Annotated in this window: 11 protein-coding genes and 1 pseudogene; 7 read left to right on the top strand and 5 right to left on the bottom strand. The window is 73.5% G+C overall.

Annotated features, from left to right (window positions below; translation table 11 throughout):
- Positions 1-75 precede the first annotated feature (75 nt).
- Complete coding sequence (locus ACQEV8_RS24515; protein ID WP_432963870.1) at positions 76-1767, top strand: bifunctional 3'-5' exonuclease/DNA polymerase; 1692 nt, start codon at positions 76-78, stop codon at positions 1765-1767.
- Positions 1768-1956: 189 nt separating this feature from the next.
- Here the strand turns inward: ACQEV8_RS24515 and ACQEV8_RS24510 are convergent, their stop codons facing one another.
- Both ACQEV8_RS24510 and ACQEV8_RS24505 read right to left on the bottom strand, forming a co-directional pair.
- A complete protein-coding gene (locus ACQEV8_RS24510; RefSeq protein WP_432963867.1) occupies positions 1957-5064 on the bottom strand; it encodes a BTAD domain-containing putative transcriptional regulator in 3108 nt (1035 codons plus the stop codon).
- Between the two features lie 248 nt (positions 5065-5312).
- Positions 5313-6206 (bottom strand): glycosyltransferase family 2 protein, encoded by an 894-nt coding sequence (locus ACQEV8_RS24505; protein ID WP_432963864.1) that lies wholly within the window; start codon positions 6204-6206, stop codon positions 5313-5315.
- A gap of 218 nt (positions 6207-6424) precedes the next feature.
- On the opposite strand from ACQEV8_RS24505, the pseudogene ACQEV8_RS24500 reads away from it, so the two are divergent.
- Positions 6425-7305 (top strand): annotated as a pseudogene (locus ACQEV8_RS24500) (AraC family transcriptional regulator).
- 592 nt (positions 7306-7897) lie between these two features.
- Positions 7898-8524, top strand: a complete 627-nt coding sequence (locus ACQEV8_RS24495) for a LuxR C-terminal-related transcriptional regulator (RefSeq protein WP_432963861.1) — start codon at positions 7898-7900, stop codon at positions 8522-8524.
- Positions 8525-8852: 328 nt separating this feature from the next.
- On the opposite strand, the gene ACQEV8_RS24490 is transcribed toward ACQEV8_RS24495, so the two are convergent.
- Complete coding sequence (locus ACQEV8_RS24490) at positions 8853-9518, bottom strand: response regulator transcription factor (RefSeq protein WP_432972956.1); 666 nt, start codon at positions 9516-9518, stop codon at positions 8853-8855.
- Positions 9519-9542: 24 nt separating this feature from the next.
- A complete protein-coding gene (locus tag ACQEV8_RS24485; protein WP_432963858.1) occupies positions 9543-10814 on the bottom strand; it encodes a sensor histidine kinase in 1272 nt (423 codons plus the stop codon).
- A 173-nt stretch (positions 10815-10987) separates the two neighbouring features.
- On the opposite strand from ACQEV8_RS24485, the gene ACQEV8_RS24480 reads away from it, so the two are divergent.
- Positions 10988-11626 (top strand): DedA family protein, encoded by a 639-nt coding sequence (locus ACQEV8_RS24480; RefSeq protein ID WP_432963855.1) that lies wholly within the window; start codon positions 10988-10990, stop codon positions 11624-11626.
- Between the two features lie 6 nt (positions 11627-11632).
- On the opposite strand, the gene ACQEV8_RS24475 is transcribed toward ACQEV8_RS24480, so the two are convergent.
- Positions 11633-12391, bottom strand: a complete 759-nt coding sequence (locus ACQEV8_RS24475; protein WP_432963852.1) for a thioesterase II family protein — start codon at positions 12389-12391, stop codon at positions 11633-11635.
- A 250-nt stretch (positions 12392-12641) separates the two neighbouring features.
- Here ACQEV8_RS24475 and ACQEV8_RS24470 point away from each other — a divergent pair, with 250 nt between their 5' ends.
- The 3 genes from ACQEV8_RS24470 (at position 12642) to ACQEV8_RS24460 (ending at position 16632) form a co-directional block, all read left to right on the top strand.
- The gene (locus tag ACQEV8_RS24470; protein WP_432963849.1) at positions 12642-13400 is read left to right on the top strand and encodes an ABC transporter ATP-binding protein; all 759 of its coding nucleotides are present in this window, start codon (positions 12642-12644) and stop codon (positions 13398-13400) included.
- Positions 13394-15895 carry an FtsX-like permease family protein gene (locus tag ACQEV8_RS24465; RefSeq protein WP_432963846.1) on the top strand — a complete coding sequence of 834 codons (2502 nt, stop codon included), beginning with the start codon at positions 13394-13396 and terminating at the stop codon, positions 15893-15895. The genes ACQEV8_RS24470 and ACQEV8_RS24465 overlap by 7 nt, the downstream gene beginning before the upstream one ends.
- A 131-nt stretch (positions 15896-16026) precedes the next feature.
- Positions 16027-16632, top strand: coding sequence for a class I SAM-dependent methyltransferase (locus ACQEV8_RS24460; RefSeq protein WP_432963843.1), 606 nt, complete (start codon positions 16027-16029; stop codon positions 16630-16632).
- Positions 16633-16686: the final 54 nt, after the last annotated feature.

The raw sequence follows: 16686 nt of genomic DNA, 5'->3' as shown, positions 1-16686 counted from the left end.
GTCAGACCCAGAGTCAGACCCCCGAGCGATGCCGCCCACATCCTCACTGTCAGACCCCCCTGTCAGACTCACGGCATGACCGACCGGTGGGCGCTCGCTCCGGCCGAGGACGGTGGCGTGGACGTCGCCCCCCTCGGTCCGGACGGACTGCCCGCCGGGCCGGTGCGGCGGGAGGCGGATCCCGCCGAGGCCGTGAGAAGCCGTCCCGGCGTCACGCGGTGGGTGTGGCGGTCCACCGCCGAGGTCTACCCGCGCCTGCTCGCCACGGGGGTGCGAGTCGAGCGGTGCTACGACCTCGAGGCGGCCGAGACACTCCTCCTCGGTCACGAGGGGCGGTACGGGGAACCCCGCTCGGCCGCGGCCGCCCTGGCGCGGCTGCGCGGCGGCCCCGTACCGCCCGATCCGCCCCAGCGCTCCGCCGAGCCGGGCTCGCAGTCCTCGCTGTTCGAGCCGCAGGGCGTCCCGCTGCCCCTGCCGGACCTCCTCGCGGTCTACGCCGAGCAGCAGCGGCGGCACGAGAGCGCCGAGCACCCCGGCCGCATGCGGCTGCTCACGGCCGCCGAGTCGGCGGGCATGCTGGTGGCCGCCGAGATGAACCGCGCCGGGCTGCCCTGGAGCGCCGAGGTGCACCGGGCCGTCCTGCACGACCTGCTGGGCGACCGGTACGCGGGCGGCGGCGAGCCCCGCCGGCTGGCCGAACTGGCGGACGAGGTGTCCACGGCGTTCGGCCGCCGGGTCCGCCCCGACCTGCCGGCCGACGTCATCAAGGCCTTCGCGCAGGCCGGCATCAAGGTCTCCTCGACCCGCCGCTGGGAGATCGAGACCGTCGACCACCCAGCCGTGAAACCCCTGATCGAGTACAAGAAGCTGTACCGCGTCTGGGTCGCCCACGGCTGGTCCTGGCTCCAGGACTGGGTGCGCGAGGGGCGGTTCAGACCCGAGTTCCTGGCGGGCGGGACGGTGACCGGGCGCTGGGTGACCAACGGCGGGGGCGGGCTCCAGATCCCCAAGGTGATCCGGCGGGCCGTGGTGGCCGACCCCGGCTGGCGGCTCGTCGTCGCCGACGCCGACCAGATGGAGCCGCGCGTCCTCGCCGCGATCTCCCGCGACCCCGGCCTGATGGAGGTGGCGGGCCGGGAGACCGACCTGTACCAGTCCGTCTCCGACCGCGCCTTCTCCGGCGACCGCACCCAGGCCAAACTCGCCGTGCTCGGCGCGGTCTACGGCCAGACCTCCGGCGACGGCCTGAAGAACCTCGCCGCGCTCAGACGCCGCTTCCCCAGGGCGGTGGCGTACGTCGACGACGCGGCCCGCGCCGGCGAGGAGGGCCGGCTCGTGCGGACCTGGCTCGGCCGGACCTGCCCACCCGCGATGCGGGGGACGGACGACGGGACGGAGGAAGCCGGCATCCCGGTCGCCGACGACGCCCACCCCGACGCCGCCGCGCCCTGGGTGCCCGGCTACGCCTCCACCAACGCCCGCGCCCGCGGCCGCTTCGCCCGCAACTTCGTCGTCCAGGGCAGCGCCGCCGACTGGGCCCTGCTCCTGCTCGCCGCACTGCGCCGGTCCTGCGCGGACCTCGCCGCCGAGCTGGTCTTCTTCCAGCATGACGAGGTGATCGTGCACTGCCCCGAGGCGGAGACGGAGGCGGTCGTGACGGCGATCCGCGAGGCGGCGGCCCTGGCCGGACAGCTGACCTTCGGCCGGACACCGGTGCGCTTTCCGTTCACCACGGCGGTGGTGGAGTGCTACGCGGATGCCAAATGAGGGGCCAGGGTCGGCCCGGGGAGGACCGCGCATCGGCCGCGCAACCGTCAGAGAAGGCCGGTCCCGGCCCGCCCTTCTCCAGCGTGCCAGGACCGGCCGGTTTCCGGCTGCCGGGAACCGGCCGCGGACCGGCAGGCGCGCACCCCCTCGGGGCGGCCGGAGAACGGCGTGCCGGGACCGGCCGGTCGATCAGTCGGCCGGGGCCAGCAGTTCGCGAAGTTCCGTGACCACCGTCCGCTCGTCCGTCCCGTCCAGCGCCGCGAGCGCCGAGCGCCACTCCTCGTGCGCCGCCTCGGGCCGCCCCCGCTCCCGCAGCAGCAGCCCGCGCTGGTGGCGGGCGAGGCCGCCGGTGTAGCGGTCGGCGCGGGCATCGGCCCGGTCCAGCAGCTCGGCGCACTCGCGGGCGGCCCGCCCGGTGCGGCCCAGCAGACGCAGGGCCCGGACCAGCCCGAGCCGGGTCTGGGCCTCGCCGTGCCAGTCGCCCTGGCCGCCGAGGATGCGCAGGCTCTCCTCGAAGTGCGGAAGGGCCGCGGCCGGTTCGCCGAGCCGCAGATGGGCGTAGCCGATGTTGCAGTGCGCGGAGTGCCGGAGGATGACGGCGCCGATCTCCTCCCCGATGGCCAGCGAACGCCGGTGCTGCTCGATGGCCGCCCGCGCGTCGGTGTGCTCGTAGAGGTTGCCGAGGTGGCTGTGGGTGACGGCCTCGCCGTACGGATCGTCCAGCTGCCGGGCGTACTCCAGGCTCAACAGCAGCGCCTCACCCGCCTCGGCGTGCCGGCCGAGCCCGTCGAGCAGCAGGCCGCGATTGCTGAGGCAGCGGCGGATCCAGGACGGGTGGTCCAACCGCCGCCAGAGGGCGAGCGCGCGGTCGTTGAGGGCGAGCGCCTCGTTGTGCCGGCCGGTCAGGAAGTGCAGTCCGGCGAGGTCGACCAGCGCGCACGCCTCCGCCGCCCGGTCACCGAGCCGCCGCGCCACACGGAGACCGGCCCGCCCGAGCACCTCCATCTCGGCGACGCGCCCCCTGCGGTGCGCGTAGGGAAGGATCAGCCGTACGACAGCGGAGACCAGGCCCGCCCGCCGCCGGCAAGGATCGTCCGCATGCCGCCCGACCAGGGTGACGAGGTTCGCCAGCTCCCGGTCTCCCCAGGCGAAGGCCTCCTCGGCGCTGCGGAAGGGGGCGACGGTGCCGGCAGGCCCACCCCCACCCCCGTGCCCGTTCGGCTGCCCCGTGGTGGGCCGGCGACGGTCGTCCTGGTCGGGCCCGGGCTCGACGATCGCGCTGAGAACGCGCTCGGCGACGGCGGCGTACCACCGCAGGGCCGTCTCGACGGCGTCACTGCCGACCTCGCCGCCGGCCACCTCACCGGCCCGTTCCCGCGCGAAGTCGCGCACCAGGTCGTGCGGCTCGTACCGGCCGTAGGCCGTCTCCTCCAGCAGGGCGACGTCCACGAGCCGGTCGAGGGCGGCCTCGGCACGCCGTTCGCCCGTACCGATGAGGCGGGCGAGCAGTGGGACGCCGTACGTGGGCAGGTCGAGCGCGCCGACGCGGCACAGGGCGAGGGCCGCGTCCCGGTCGGCCTCGCGTTCGGAGGCGGCGAGCGCGTCGTGCGCCACGGCCAGGGACCGGCGGACGCTCAGGTCGTCGTACTCCAGGTGATGCAACCGCTCGTCCGCGGCGGCCAGTTGACCGGCGAGGACGTCCGGGGTGAGGGCCTGCCGGGCCGCGAGCCTAGCGGCGACGACACGCAGGGCCAGCGGGAGCCTGCCGGTGAGGGCGACGAGAGGGTGACGGGCGTCGAGAGTGGCCGGCTCAGAGCCCCGCGGATGACACCGCTCGGCCCGGCCCGAGGCCCTGCGCAGGAGTTCGGCACTCTCCTCGTCCGTGAGCGGGGCGAGCGGGAAACGGGTCACGCCGTCCAGGGCGGTCAGCGGCGAACGTCCGGTCACGATCACCGCGCACCGCGCACCGCCCGGCAGCAACGGCCGTACCTGCGCGGCGCTCGCGGCATCGTCCAGCACCAGGAGCGTGCGGGTCGGCGCCAGCAGGGACCGCAGCAACGCCGAGGCCGCGTCAGGGTGTTCGGGGACACGGCAGGGCTCGACGCCCAGGTCACGCAGCAGGGCGGTGAGCGCCTGACCGGGAGTGAGGGGGGTCATGCCCGGGGTGGCACCGTGCAGATTGAGGTAGAGCTGCCCATCGGAGAAACGCTCCGCCACCTCGTGCGCGACGTGCAGCGCGAGGGCGCTCTTGCCGACACCGGCCATGCCGCTGAGGACGGCGGTGGGATGGGGCCCTGGCGTCGTGAGAGCACGGCGCAGGGAGTCGCGTACGCCGGTGCGTCCCGTGAAATGCGGTGGTGGCGGCGGCAGTTGAGCCGGCGAAGGCGCCGCGGCGACGGAACTCCCTGGGGCGCGCGCGGAGGAAGGGAGGCCCTCGCCACCACCATCCTCGGGAGCGCTGGTCCCCGGACCAGTGCTCCCCACGGCCCCCCGCAACACCTCCACATGCGCCTCACGCACCCCCGGCCCCGGCTCGATGCCGAGCCGGTCGACGAGGCGGGTGCGCAGCTCGTGATGGACGGCCAGAGCCTCGGCCTGACGGCCGGTGCGGTGCAGGGCGAGCATGAGCTGCCGGTGGAACACCTCCCGCAGCGGATACTCGGCGGCCAACGCCGACAGCTCCGGCACGAGCCCGTCGACCCGGGAGCCGCCCAGGGCCAACTCGGCGTCGTGGCGCCACTCCAGGAGCAGCAGCCGTGCCTCGCGCAGCCGCCGCACGAAGGCGTAGCCGCCCACCTCGGACGGCAGCCCGGCGAGCGGTGCGCCCCGCCACAGCGCGAGCGCGGCAGCGCACTCGTGGACGACCCGCTCCCAGTCCCGTCCGGTGTGCGCGGCACGCGCCGCGGCGACCCGGGCGTCGAACACGTGGATGTCCAGCTCGCCCTCGTCGACACGCAGCACATACCCGGACGGCACGGTCCGCAGCCGCTCGGGGTCGTCGAGCAACCGCCGTAGCCGGGCTACGTGATTGTGCAGCGAGGCCTGGGCGGAAGCGGGCGGAGCCCCGCCCCACAGCGCGTCCTTGAGCGACGCGGCGGAGACGACGCGCCCCGCGTCGAGGAGCAACGCGGCGAGCAGCACCCGCACCTTGGGGCTCGCGATGCCGCGCGCCTCGCTCCGCCCGCCTCCACCGGCGTCGTAGAGCCCCGGCGGCCCGAGCAACCCGAACCGCAGCGCGCACCGTCCCCCGGAACCTGTCGCGCTCTCGTCACGGCCCGAGCAGAGAGACGCCGCCATCGCTCCCCCGCCTTCCCATGTCACCGCCCTCGACGAATTTCCGCCCCCTGGCCCACTATTGGCTATATGTTAGCGATCCGTTGGCTCAACCTGATGTGATCACTACGTCGGATCTGGTCCGGCGGCGTGCGCGTCTCGACGCGCCACTCGGGGGAGTGTCGACGCCGTGGCCGGTTCCGGGTCCCGGTCGGCGGAGGTGATCGGCCGGGGCCCACTCAATTCCCTTCCCACCACCGCGGCTTCAGCCGTCAGATGACGGGCGGTCGCCCCAGCCGCGTGAGCCGCCACACCGTGCGCCAGCGCATGGGCCGCCGCTCCCCCGCCGACTCGCGTACGCCTTCCACGAAACCGCCGAACCACGCGCGCAACCCGGCACCGGACCTGTTCCGCGCGAGGGTGAGCAGCACCCACACGCCCAGATGGACGGGGACGAGCGCGACGGGCAGCCGGCGCCGGGCCAGCCAGACCCGGTTGCGGGCGTTCACGCGGTAGTAGATGGCATGCCGGGCGGGCGAGGTCTTCGGGTGCTGGAGCAGCAGTTCGGGCGCGTAGAGGATGTGCCAGCCCGCGTCGGCCGCGCGCCAGGCCAGGTCGGTCTCCTCATGGGCGAAGAAGAACTCGGCGGGCCAGTCGCCGACCTCGTCGAGCATGGCCATCCGCAGCGCGTGCCCGCCGCCGAGGAACCCGGTGACGTAGCCGCCCCGCATGGGGTCCGAGCCGCCGATCCGGGGCACGTGCCGCTGCTGCGTCTCGCCGAGTTCGTCGGCGATGCGGAACCCTACGATGCCGAGCCGTTCGTCGGCGGTGTACAGCTCCCGCACGCGGCGCAGCACATCGGCGTCCACGAGCAGCCCGTCGTCGTCCAGATCGATGACGACGTCGACATCACCGAACTCCCGCAGCCGCGCCAGTGCCGCGTTCCGCCCGCCGGGGCACCCCCGGTTCTCGTCCAGCTCGATGGGGGTGACCTCACCGGGCAGCGACAGCCGCCGGGCGAACTCGGGCAGCGGGCAGCCGTTGCCGACGATCACGATCCGCTCGGGCGGCACGTCCTGCTTGGCCACGGACCGGAGCAGCGCGTCGACCTCCTCGGGCCGATTGCCCATCGTCACCACGGCGACGGCGATCCTGGGCGCCCCCATGTCCTCACCTCTTCACGGTCGGCAACTGACGGGTCGACGGGCGATGCTAGCCGTTCACGGTAAGGCCCCCTTAAATACGCCTGCCGGACGACGGTCCGCCTGACTCGTTCGGCGGAACCGGCACCCGACCCGATCGGGCACAGGATGTCGGGTCCGGCAGGGGACGCCCTCCCTAGCGTGGTGAACACCAAAGAGGCACGGAAAGGAAGGAACCGGGCGTGCTGGAGCGACTCAACCAGGCCATGGACCACATCGAGCGCCACCTCGACGACTCGGTGGACGCCGTGGAACTCGCGCGGATCGCGGCCACCTCGGAGTACCACCTGCGCCGCATGTTCTCCGCACTGGCAGGCATGCCCCTGTCGGAGTACATCCGGCGCCGGAGGCTCACCGTCGCGGGCGCTCAGGTGCTCGCGGGCAGCGAGACGCTGCTGGAGATCGCGGTGCGCTACGGCTACGGCTCCGGCGAGGCGTTCGCACGGGCGTTCCGCACGATGCACGGCGTGGGCCCGGGCGAGGCCCGGCGCACCGGCGCCGCACTCGTCTCCCAGCCCCGGCTGGCCTTCCGCCTCACCGTCGAAGGGAGCAGCAGCATGCACTACCGAGTGGTGAACCGCCCGGCCTTCACCGTCACCGGCTTCAAGACCCGGATCCCTCTGGTCCACTCAGGCCCCAACGAGTCGATCATCAACTTCGTCCGCGGCCTCGACAAGCAGGCCCTGGAACACCTGCGGCAACTCTCCGACCAGGACCCCCAGGGCATCATCGCGGTCTGCGACGACCTGGACCCGAGCCGCGCGGAGGGCACGGAACTCGACTACTACCACGGCGTGATCACTTCGGCCCCGGCCTCGTCCGCGCCCCCCGAAGGCACCACCACCCTGCCTGTCGCACCCGGCACCTGGGCAGTCTTCACCACCTCGGGGCCCGCCCCGCGGGCCATCCAGGAGCTCTGGCGGGACGTGTTCACCGAGTGGTTCCCGTCCAACCCCTACCGCACCCGCCCCGGCCCGGAGATCCTCCGCACCCAACTGTCCCCGACGGCCAGGAGGCGGACGCCGAACTGTGGCTCCCGGTGGAGCGTGAGACCACGCGCTGAGACACACGAGACGGCCGGCGACCGCAGTGCTCCGTCCTTCAGTTGCGGGGCTACCGTAAAGCGGACCAATGCCGTGAATTGAGCGACACAAGGGCCGCACTGACATGTCCGGAACGCAGTTTACTTCGCCTTCCTTTTCGCGACCATTGCACGTGCGGCCCTTCCAATTCCCCCCTGCGTGAGGCTTGGGGGCAATGAGGAAGTCGGCAGCGGAGGGGGACCAGCGTGCTCAAGGAGATCGGCGTCGGGATGGGTGCGGAACGCGCCTACCGCGCTCTGCTGAGGCAGCCGGGCGAGAGCCCGCAGGACATGGCGGAGCAGCTCGGATGGCCGCTCGACCGGACCACTGGCGCTCTCGGCGAGCTCGCCGAACTGGCTCTGGTGCAGTCGTCGCAGGAACACCGCGGAGGCGCGCGGGCGGTCGATCCGGAACTGGGTCTGAGGTCGCTCGTGCAGTCCCAGGAGCGGGAATTACTCAAACTCCAGCTGTCTCTCTCCGAGAGTAGAATGGCGGCCGAAAAACTCATCTCCGAATACCGGCGCGGAGCCCGTATCGAAGAAATCGACTCGGTACAGATGGCCCAGGATCCCGATGACGATCCAGGCGTGCATCGAAAAGGTGAGCCAGGAGTGCCGCGAGGAGGCCGAAGCGCTGCTGCCCGGCGGTGCGCAGCCGGCCGACCGGTTGCACGCGGCGAGGCCGCTCGACCGGATGCTTCTGGAGCGGTCCGTGCGGGTGCGGTGCGTCTACGCGCACAGCATCCGCAACGACCGGCCGACCACCGAGTACGCGCAATGGCTGAGCGAGCAGGGCGGGCAAGTCAGGACCGCGCCGCAGCTCCCGCTCAGGGTGGTGATCTGGGACCGGAGCAAGGCCCTGGTGTCGCTCGACCCGGACCAGCCCGACCGGGGTGTGTTGCTGCTGTCGAGCCCTGGGCCGGTGGCCGCGCTGCGCGCCCTGTTCGAGCAGGTGTGGCGGCAGGCGTCCCAGTTCGGGCAGGAACGGCCGCAGGGCCGGACGCGGGAGCTGAGCGACGAGGAGAGCGCGGTGCTCGGTCTCATGGTGGGCGGGCTCACCGACGAGGTGATCGCCCGCAAGCTCGGGGTCTCCGTACGCACGAGCCGGCGGATCACCGCCGAGCTGATGACCAAGTTGGGCGCTCGCAGCCGCTTCCAGCTCGGGGCCGTCGCGGCGCAGCGCGGCCTGCTGACGGTCTAGACGGTCCCAGCGACCCGGGCCGGCCCCACACGGCCCGGGGCACATGGGACGCCCGGGCCCTGGACCCGGGCCGGCCCCACACGGCCCGGGGCACATGCGAGGCCCGGGCCCAGGCACTCCAAGGGTCCAGCGGGCCTGGGCGACCCAAGCGGGCCAGGGAGCCCAGCAGCACAAGCGGCCCAAGGAACCCAGGCCGCCCAAGGAACCCAGGCCGCCCAGGGAGCCCAGGCGACCCAGCCGGACCAGGCGACCCAGCGGGCCCAGGCCGCCGAAGCGGGCCAGCGGGCCTGGGCGGCCCAGAGGGCCACGGGGCGCCGTCCGAGCGGGCCTAAGCGGTGTCCACTCCCGGCCGGCCGCGCAGATACGCGAGGACAGCGAGGACCCGGCGGTTGGTCGTGTCGTCGAGGGAGAGGTCGAGCTTGGTGAGGATGGAGCCGAAGTGCTTGCTGACGGTGCCCTCGCTCACCACCATGGCCGCGGCGATCGACGCGTTGGACTTGCCTTCCGCCATCAGTGCCAGCACCTCCTGCTCCCGCGCGGTGAGCCGGGCCAGCGGGTCGCGCCGGTGCCTGATCAGCTGGCGCACCACCTCGGGGTCGACGACGGTGCCGCCCTCCGCGACCCGGTGCACCGCGTCGACGAACTCCTCGACGTTGCCGATCCGTTCCTTGAGGAGATAGCCCACCCCGGTGCCGTCGGAGGAGTCGAGCAGGTCCTCGGCGTAGGACCGCTGGATGTACTGGCTGACAACCAGGATCGGCAGTCCGGGCCGGCGGCGGCGCAGGGCGATGGCGGCACGCAGGCCCTCGTCGGAGAAGCCGGGCGGCATCCGTACGTCGGTCACCACGATGTCGGGCTCGTGCGCGGCGACCGCCTCGGTGAGTTCGTCCGCGGCACCCACCGCTGCGACCACCTGGTGCCCGAAGCGCTCCATGAGGCCGACGAGTCCTTCGCGGAGCAGGACGCTGTCCTCGGCCAGCACGATGCGCAGCATCAGTTCCTCAATCATGCGGTCGGATCAGGCAGTTGAGCAGGGTACCAGCAGGCGGAACACGGTGGGGCCGCCGCGCGGGGAGGACACCAGCAGGCGGCCGTCGAGGACCGAGACGCGATCGGCGACGCCCTGCAGGCCCATCCCCCGCCCGGTGTCCGCGCCCCCGTGACCGTCGTCCTCGACCTCCACGGTCAGCTGCCCCCCGTCCAGACCACCCCGTACCACGGCCCTGCTCGCGCCGCTGTGCTTGGCGACGTTGGCGAGCGCCTCGCTGACCGCGAAGTACACGGCCGTCTCGATCGCCTCCGGGGGCCGGACCGGCAGGTCGAGGTCCACGTCGACGGGGATCGTCGAGCGATCCGCGAGATCCTCCACGGCCGCCACCAGGCCTCTGTCGGTGAGGACTTGGGGGTGGATGCCGCGGATCAGCTCCCTGATCTCGACGAGTGCGGTGGCCGCCTCGTCCTGCGCCTTGGCGAGCAGCGGGCCGAGCGGCCCGTCCGACGCGTCGAGGCGGGCCAGGCCGAGGGTCATGGACAGGGCGACGAGCCGCTGCTGCGCCCCGTCGTGCAGATCGCGCTCGATGCGGCGCCGCTCCGCCTCGAAGGCGTCCACGAGGCGGACGCGGGAGCGGCCCAGCTCCTTGATCTTCGAGTTCAGTTCGCCGGTCGGCGAGGCCAGCAGGAAGCGGGTCAGGGCGGCCCGGCCCGCGGCGATCGCGCCGAGCGGGTAGGCGAAGACGGGCAGCAGCATCAGCCCGGCCAGCGCCGCCCCGAGCGCCCCGGGCCAGCTGTCCACGATCCACATCTTGAGGACCCGCGCCTCCTCGCCGTCGACCGCCAGCATCACCGGCACCGCGAGCAGCCCGCCGCACACGAGGAGGACCGAGCCCACGACCAGCGCTTCGAGGGGCCACAGCAGGAAGCCGAAGAGCACCGCGTAGCCCAGCTCGCGCCAGGTGGCGCGTTCCTGGAGCCGGGTACGCAGCCAGGCGGTCAGTCCGGTGCGGTCGGGTTCGCGGTGCGGATCGGCGAGCGGCTCGCTGTCGATCAGACGCAGCCGGCGTCGCTCGACCGAGGCCAGCGGCACCCCGGTGAGGACGAGCACGAGCAGCAGCGGAAGGCCGACGACGACCACGGTCAGCACGCTGCCCGCGACGGCGAACAGCACGAGCGTGAGCAGGGTGATGATGCCGAGGACCGCGCTGCTGAGCAGGTACAGCGCCGCGCGCCAGGGCCAGCCGCTGCGTACGTAGTGGCGCAGATGGAGCCGGGTCCAGATCGTCGGGGGGTGCATGCGCCGCACGTTATGAGACCTTTCCGGCCCGGACCACCCAGCTAGCTCCACCATCGGGGTGGGCATCGGCTACCGGACAGGACTGGGCCCAGCTGCGATGTGCCGGAATGCCCCCGCGCGGTCTGCTGTAAGGGCTCCGGACGGCGGGGCGACGGCACTGCGAGAGGACCGAAATGGGCTGGACCCAGGAACAGTTGGCGGCTGTGCCCGTGTGGCTGACGCTGCTGATCGTCTTCCTGCTTCCCATGGCGGAGCCCGCGCTCCCTCTGCTCGGCATGCTGTTCCCTTCGCAGACCGCCTTGATGGCGAGCGGCGTCCTCGCGCACCACGGCGCGCTGCCGCTGCCCGCCGCGATCGCGATGGCGGTGCTCGGCGCGCTGGCGGGCAATGTGATCGGTCATCTGGTGGGGCGCCGGTGGGGTCTCAGGCTCGCCGCGAACCTGCCGGCCCGTGTGACCGGCTCGCCCGGCTACCGCGCGGCACTGCACACCGTCGGCGCCTACAGCGCGCGGGCGGTGCTGCTCGGCCGGTTCAACGCGGTGCTGCGCACGCTGGTGCCGGTGATGTGCGGCGCCGTCGGCGTGCCCTGGACCCGCTTCCTGGGCCTGTCCCTGCTCGGCAGCCTGCTGTGGGCGCCGGGTTGTGTCGCGGTCGGGCTGCTCGCGGGCGGCTCCTGGCAGAAGTGGGGCGGCTCGGGGGTGCTCGCCGCCGGCGGCGCCGTGCTGCTGCTGACCAGTTCCCTGCCGATGCTGCTCTCGTACCTCAGCAGCAGGAAGGCTGAGGCGAACGCCGCGCTCACCACCGCTGGTTGAGATACGTCAAGAGTCGCGCCTCGTTCGGTACGAGGTAGAAGTGGTCGCCGGGAAGACCTGGTGCTCGTACGTGGACGTGGTCAGGGGACGCCAGGACAGCAGGTCGGCCAGGGTGCAGCCCGGGTCGTCCACACCGCCGACCGCGGTGACCGGGGCGCGCAGGGGCGCCGGCTCGGCGGGCCGGTAGGACTCGATGAGGCGGAAGTCGCCGCGCAGCGAGGGCAGCAGCAGCGGGCGCAGGTCGGGGTCGTCGTAGACGGCGGAGCCGAGGTCCCCCAGGCCCCGGGCCGAGGCGATCAGACTGTCGTCGTCGAGGAGGTGGAGGGCGCCGCCGCGTTCGGTGTGCGGGGCGCCGCGCCCGGAGACGACGACGCGCTCGGGCACGATGCCGTGCCGCTCGTCGAGGCGGCGCGCCACCTCGTAGGCGACGGCCGAGCCGAGGCTGTGCCCGAACAGGGCGAGGGGGGCGCCGAGTCCGGGCCCGAGGACGTCTTCGAGGGCGTCGGTGATGCGGTCGGCGAGTTCCGCCATGGACTCGGCGCAGGGCTCGGCGAGCCGCTCCTGACGGCCGGGGTACTGGGTGGCGAGCAGTTCCACACCGCGCGGCAGGCGGCCCGCCCAGCCGTGGAAGAGGGTCGCCGTGCCGCCCGCGTGCGGGAAGCCGACGAGGCGCAGCCGGACGCTCCCGTCCGTGGCCGGGTAGCGCCGGAACCAACGGCTCCTGATCCCCGCCCCCACAACGCCCCCTGCTCCTGCGACGCCCATACGAATCCACCCTCGCCCTCTCGTGGCACGGCCCCTGACGGGCCCCGGTCCCGCCATGATCCGTCGCGCGCGGGCCCGCGGGCGGGGCGGGCTCGGGCAGGACGCTGCCGGTGCAGCTTCTTGCAGCCCTGTGCTCTGCCTTTCCGTGCCAGGTGCAGCCATCGTGCACAGGAGGGTGGAGCTACCTCCACCCCCAAGACTCCGTCCCGCTGCGATGTCACCGTCGAGCGGGCCCGATTGAGTGGACACCATGACTCAAGCAGCCGTCCGGCTCCGCTCCGTGACCCGGTCCTACGGGACAGGCGACAACGCGGTCACCGCCCTCGACCAGGTCAGCCTCGACATCCCGCGGGGGACCTTCACCGCCGTCATGGGCCCCTCGGGCTCCGGCAAGTCGACCCTGTTGCAGTGCACGGCGGGGCTCGACCGGCCGACCGGGGGCCAGGTCTTCCTCGGGGAGACCGACCTGACCCGGCTGAGCGAGAAGAAGCTGACGCTGCTGCGCCGGCGGCGCATCGGGTTCGTCTTCCAGGCCTTCAACCTGCTGCCCGCGCTGACCGCCGAGCAGAACGTCGGGCTGCCGCTGCGGCTCGCGGGCCGCCGCCCCAGGCGGTCCGAGGTCCTGAACGTCCTGGAGCAGGTCGGCCTGCGCGAGCGCGCCGGGCACCGGCCCAGCGAGATGTCGGGCGGCCAGCAGCAGCGCGTGGCGCTCGCCCGCGCCCTGGTCACCAAGCCGGAGGTGCTGTTCGGCGACGAGCCGACGGGCGCCCTGGACTCCACCACGAGCCGCGAGGTGCTGACGCTGCTGCGGACGATGGTCGACCGCGGCCAGACGGTGATCATGGTGACGCACGACCCGGTCGCCGCCTCCTACGCGGACCGGGTGCTCTTTCTCGCCGACGGCACGGTCCAGGGCGAGCTGTACACGCCGACTGCGGAGCAGGTCGCCGAGCGGATGACCGCCATGAGCGCCGTCCCGGCCAAGGCCTCGGCGGTGGCGTCGTGCTGAGTCTCGCGCTGCGCGGGATGCGCACCCGCTGGGTCACGTTCGTCGGTTCGTTCGTCGCGCTCGCGCTCGGGGTCGGCCTCATCGCCACCACGGGCCTCGCGCTCGCGGCGACGTTCGACGCGCCGGAGCGGGGCACCGAACGGTTCGCCGAGGCGCGGGTCGTGGTGCAGGGCACGGACGAGGTGAAGGCCGACACCCCGATCGGGGTGCGGACGTCGACGCTGACCAACCCCCGTGCGGTGCCGGAGAGGCTGGCCGCCGAGCTGGCCACGGTGGGCCCCGTCGCCGAGGACCGTACGTTCCCGGTCTCGGTGCCCGACGCGGACCGGCGGATCGGTGCGGACACCTCGCTCGTGGGCCACTCGTGGGCCGTCGCCGCGGCCACGCCGTACCGCCTCACCTCCGGACGCGCCCCCACGTCGCCCGGCGAAGTCGTCGTCACGACCGGGCCCGGCGCGCAGGTGCGCGCCGGGAACCGGATCCAGGTCGTCACGCCCGAGGGCGCCGGCACCCGCACCGTGGTCGGCACGGTGCCGGCGGCCGGCTTCGAGTCGGCGGTGTTCTTCACCGCCGCCGAGGCCGCGCGCCTGTCCCCGCGCATCGAGCGGGTGACGGTGGACGCCGACCCGGCCGCCGTCCGCGCGGCGCTCGGCACCGGCTCGGGCATGACCGTCCTGGCCGGCGACGACCGGCGGCGCGCCGACCCCGACCCGGACCGCGACAAGGAGGCCCTGGTCTCCGTGAACGCCCTGCTCGGCACCGCGGCCGGCATCACGGCGTTCGTGTCGGTGTTCGTGGTCGCCTCGACGTTCACCTTCGCGGTGGCGCAGCGCAGGCGGGAGTTCGGACTCCTGCGGATGGCGGGCGCGACCCCCGGTCAGGTGCGGCGCATGGTCTACGCGGAGGCCCTGGTCATCGGAGTGTTCGCATCGGGCGCGGGGTGCTGGCTGGGCCGGTGGGCCGCGCCGCGGCTCGCCTCGTGGATGTCGGGAGAGGGCCTCGCCCCGACCTGGTTCCGGATCGGTGAGCAGGCCTGGCCGCTCCATGTCGCCTTCTGGACCGGCCTGACGGTGGCCCTGTGCGGCGTCGTCGTGGCGTCCTTCCGCGCGGGCCGGACCGGCCCGACGGCGGCGCTGCGGGAGTCCGCCGTCGACAGCAGCACCATGCCGTGGAGCCGCCTCCTGGTGGCCGCCGCCGTGCTGCTCACCGGCCTCGGCCTGCTCGTCATGGCGCTGGTGGACAACCCCGGCGACGTGCTGAAGCGCAAGACGTACATCACCCAGCCGATGCTGCTCATCGTGGCGATGGCCCTGCTCGCGCCGCTGTTGGTGCGGCCGCTGACCCGGCTGCTGACCTGGCTGCCCGCCCGGCTGCCGGGCGCCGTGGGCATGCTGGCGCGGGAGAACGCGGCGGCGGGGGTGCGCCGGACGGCGGCCGTGGCCGCGCCGGTCCTCATCACCGTGGCGCTCGCCTGCTCCCTGATGGGCACGACCGCGACCATCAACGAGGCCAAGGCCGCCGAGGCCCGCACCCAGACGCAGGCCGACTACGTGGTCTCGTCCGGCGGCGCCGGCCGGGCGCTGCCCGACGCGTTCGTCCGGGCGGCCCGTGACGTCCCCGGCGTCACGGTCAGCACGTCCCGCTCGACCGGGGTGACCGTCCTGGAGGAGGGCACCGCCCTCGTCCGCTCCGAGGCCCGCGCCGTCGACAGCGGCACGGACCTGTCTGTTTTGTCCCAACTCCCCGTCGTAGCGGGCAAGCTGGCCGACCTCGACGACGACAGCATCGTCGTCAACGAGGAATGGCTGACCACCCGCCTCGGCGACCGGGTCCCCGTCTGGCTGGGCGACGGCCGCAAGGTGAACCTCAGGATCGCCGCGGTCCTCGGGATCGGCACCGGCAACAACGGCGTGTACCTCACGGCGCGCAACGCCGCCGGCGCGGGCGTCGACCGCGTCGACGTCAAGGTCGCCGCCGACGCGGACCGGGCCGCCGTCGACCGGCGGCTGCGCGCGGCGGGCGAGGCGAGCGGCGTCGAGGTGCTCGGCGCCGGGCAGTGGATCGACGAGCACTACCCGCGCTCCAGCGAGTCCACCCGGCTCGGCCTGCTGATGATCCTGGCCATCGCCCTGGTCTACACGGGCATCGCACTGGCCAACACGCTGGTCATGGCCACCACGGACCGGGTCCGCGACCTCGCCGCGCTGCGCCTGACGGGCGCGACGAAGACCCAGGTGCTGCGCCTGGTCGCCGTCGAGTCGGTGATGGTCGTGGTGGTCGGCGCGGTGCTGGGCGCGGCCGTCTCGGCGGTGAACCTGCTCGGCGTCCGCACCGCCCTCGGCCTGCTCGACGTGAGCTCCGCGATCGTCGTTCCCTGGCCTACGGTGGGTGTGGTGATCGCCGCGAGCGCCGTCCTCGCGGTCCTCGCGGCCACCCTGCCCGCGTCGTTCGCCCTACGCACCCGGCCGGTGGAGCTGGCGGGCATGCGCGAGTAGCCCCGCCGTCGACGCACCGGCCGATCCACCGATCCCTACGAGCCCGAGAGGCACAGAAGTTGACGAGTGAGACCGCCGCACCCGGGTCGTTGTTCAGAGAGTTCCTGCGCGATCCCCGGCAGGTCGGTGCCATGGCTCCCAGCTCGCGCCGGCTGGCCACCGAGGTGACCCTGCCCGTGCCCGAGTCCGGCGACCCGGTGGTCGTCGAACTCGGGCCCGGCACCGGGGCGTTCACCGGACTGATCCAGGAGCTCCTCGGCGGTCGCGGCCATCACCTGGCCGTGGAGATCAACCCCCGGCTCGCGTCGTCGCTCGCCGAGCGCTTCCCGCGCGTGCGGATCCTGAACGACGAGGCGGCCGCGCTGCCGCGGCTGCTCGCCGAGCGCGGGCTGGGCGCGGCGGACGCCGTCGTCAGCGGGCTGCCCTGGGCCAGCCTGGACCCAACGACGCAGCGCACGACGCTCGACTCCGTACGCCGGGTCCTCGCACCGCAGGGGGCGTTCACGACCTTCGGCTATGTGCACGCGACGTACCTGTCGTCCGCCCGGCGCTTCCGGCGCATGCTCGGCTCGTCCTTCGAAGAGGTGGTGCCGGGCCGCACGGTGTGGGGCAATCTGCCGCCGGCGTTCGTCTATCACGCACGGCGTCCACGCCGCCGCCTGGCGCCCGCGACCCTCGATCTCCTCGTCGCGCAGGTCGGTGCGCGTGCCGCGGCGAGCTCAGGCATGCGCTTCTGAATCCCCCCGGGAGGCGCATGAGTCCGCCGCCGTACCCCCGCCTGGCCAGCCGAG

Source organism: Streptomyces sp. CA-179760 (genome assembly GCF_050937045.1).
GTDB lineage: Bacteria > Actinomycetota > Actinomycetes > Streptomycetales > Streptomycetaceae > Streptomyces.
Note: the sequence above shows the minus strand (reverse complement) of the source record. Positions and strands in the feature narration are given on the sequence as shown.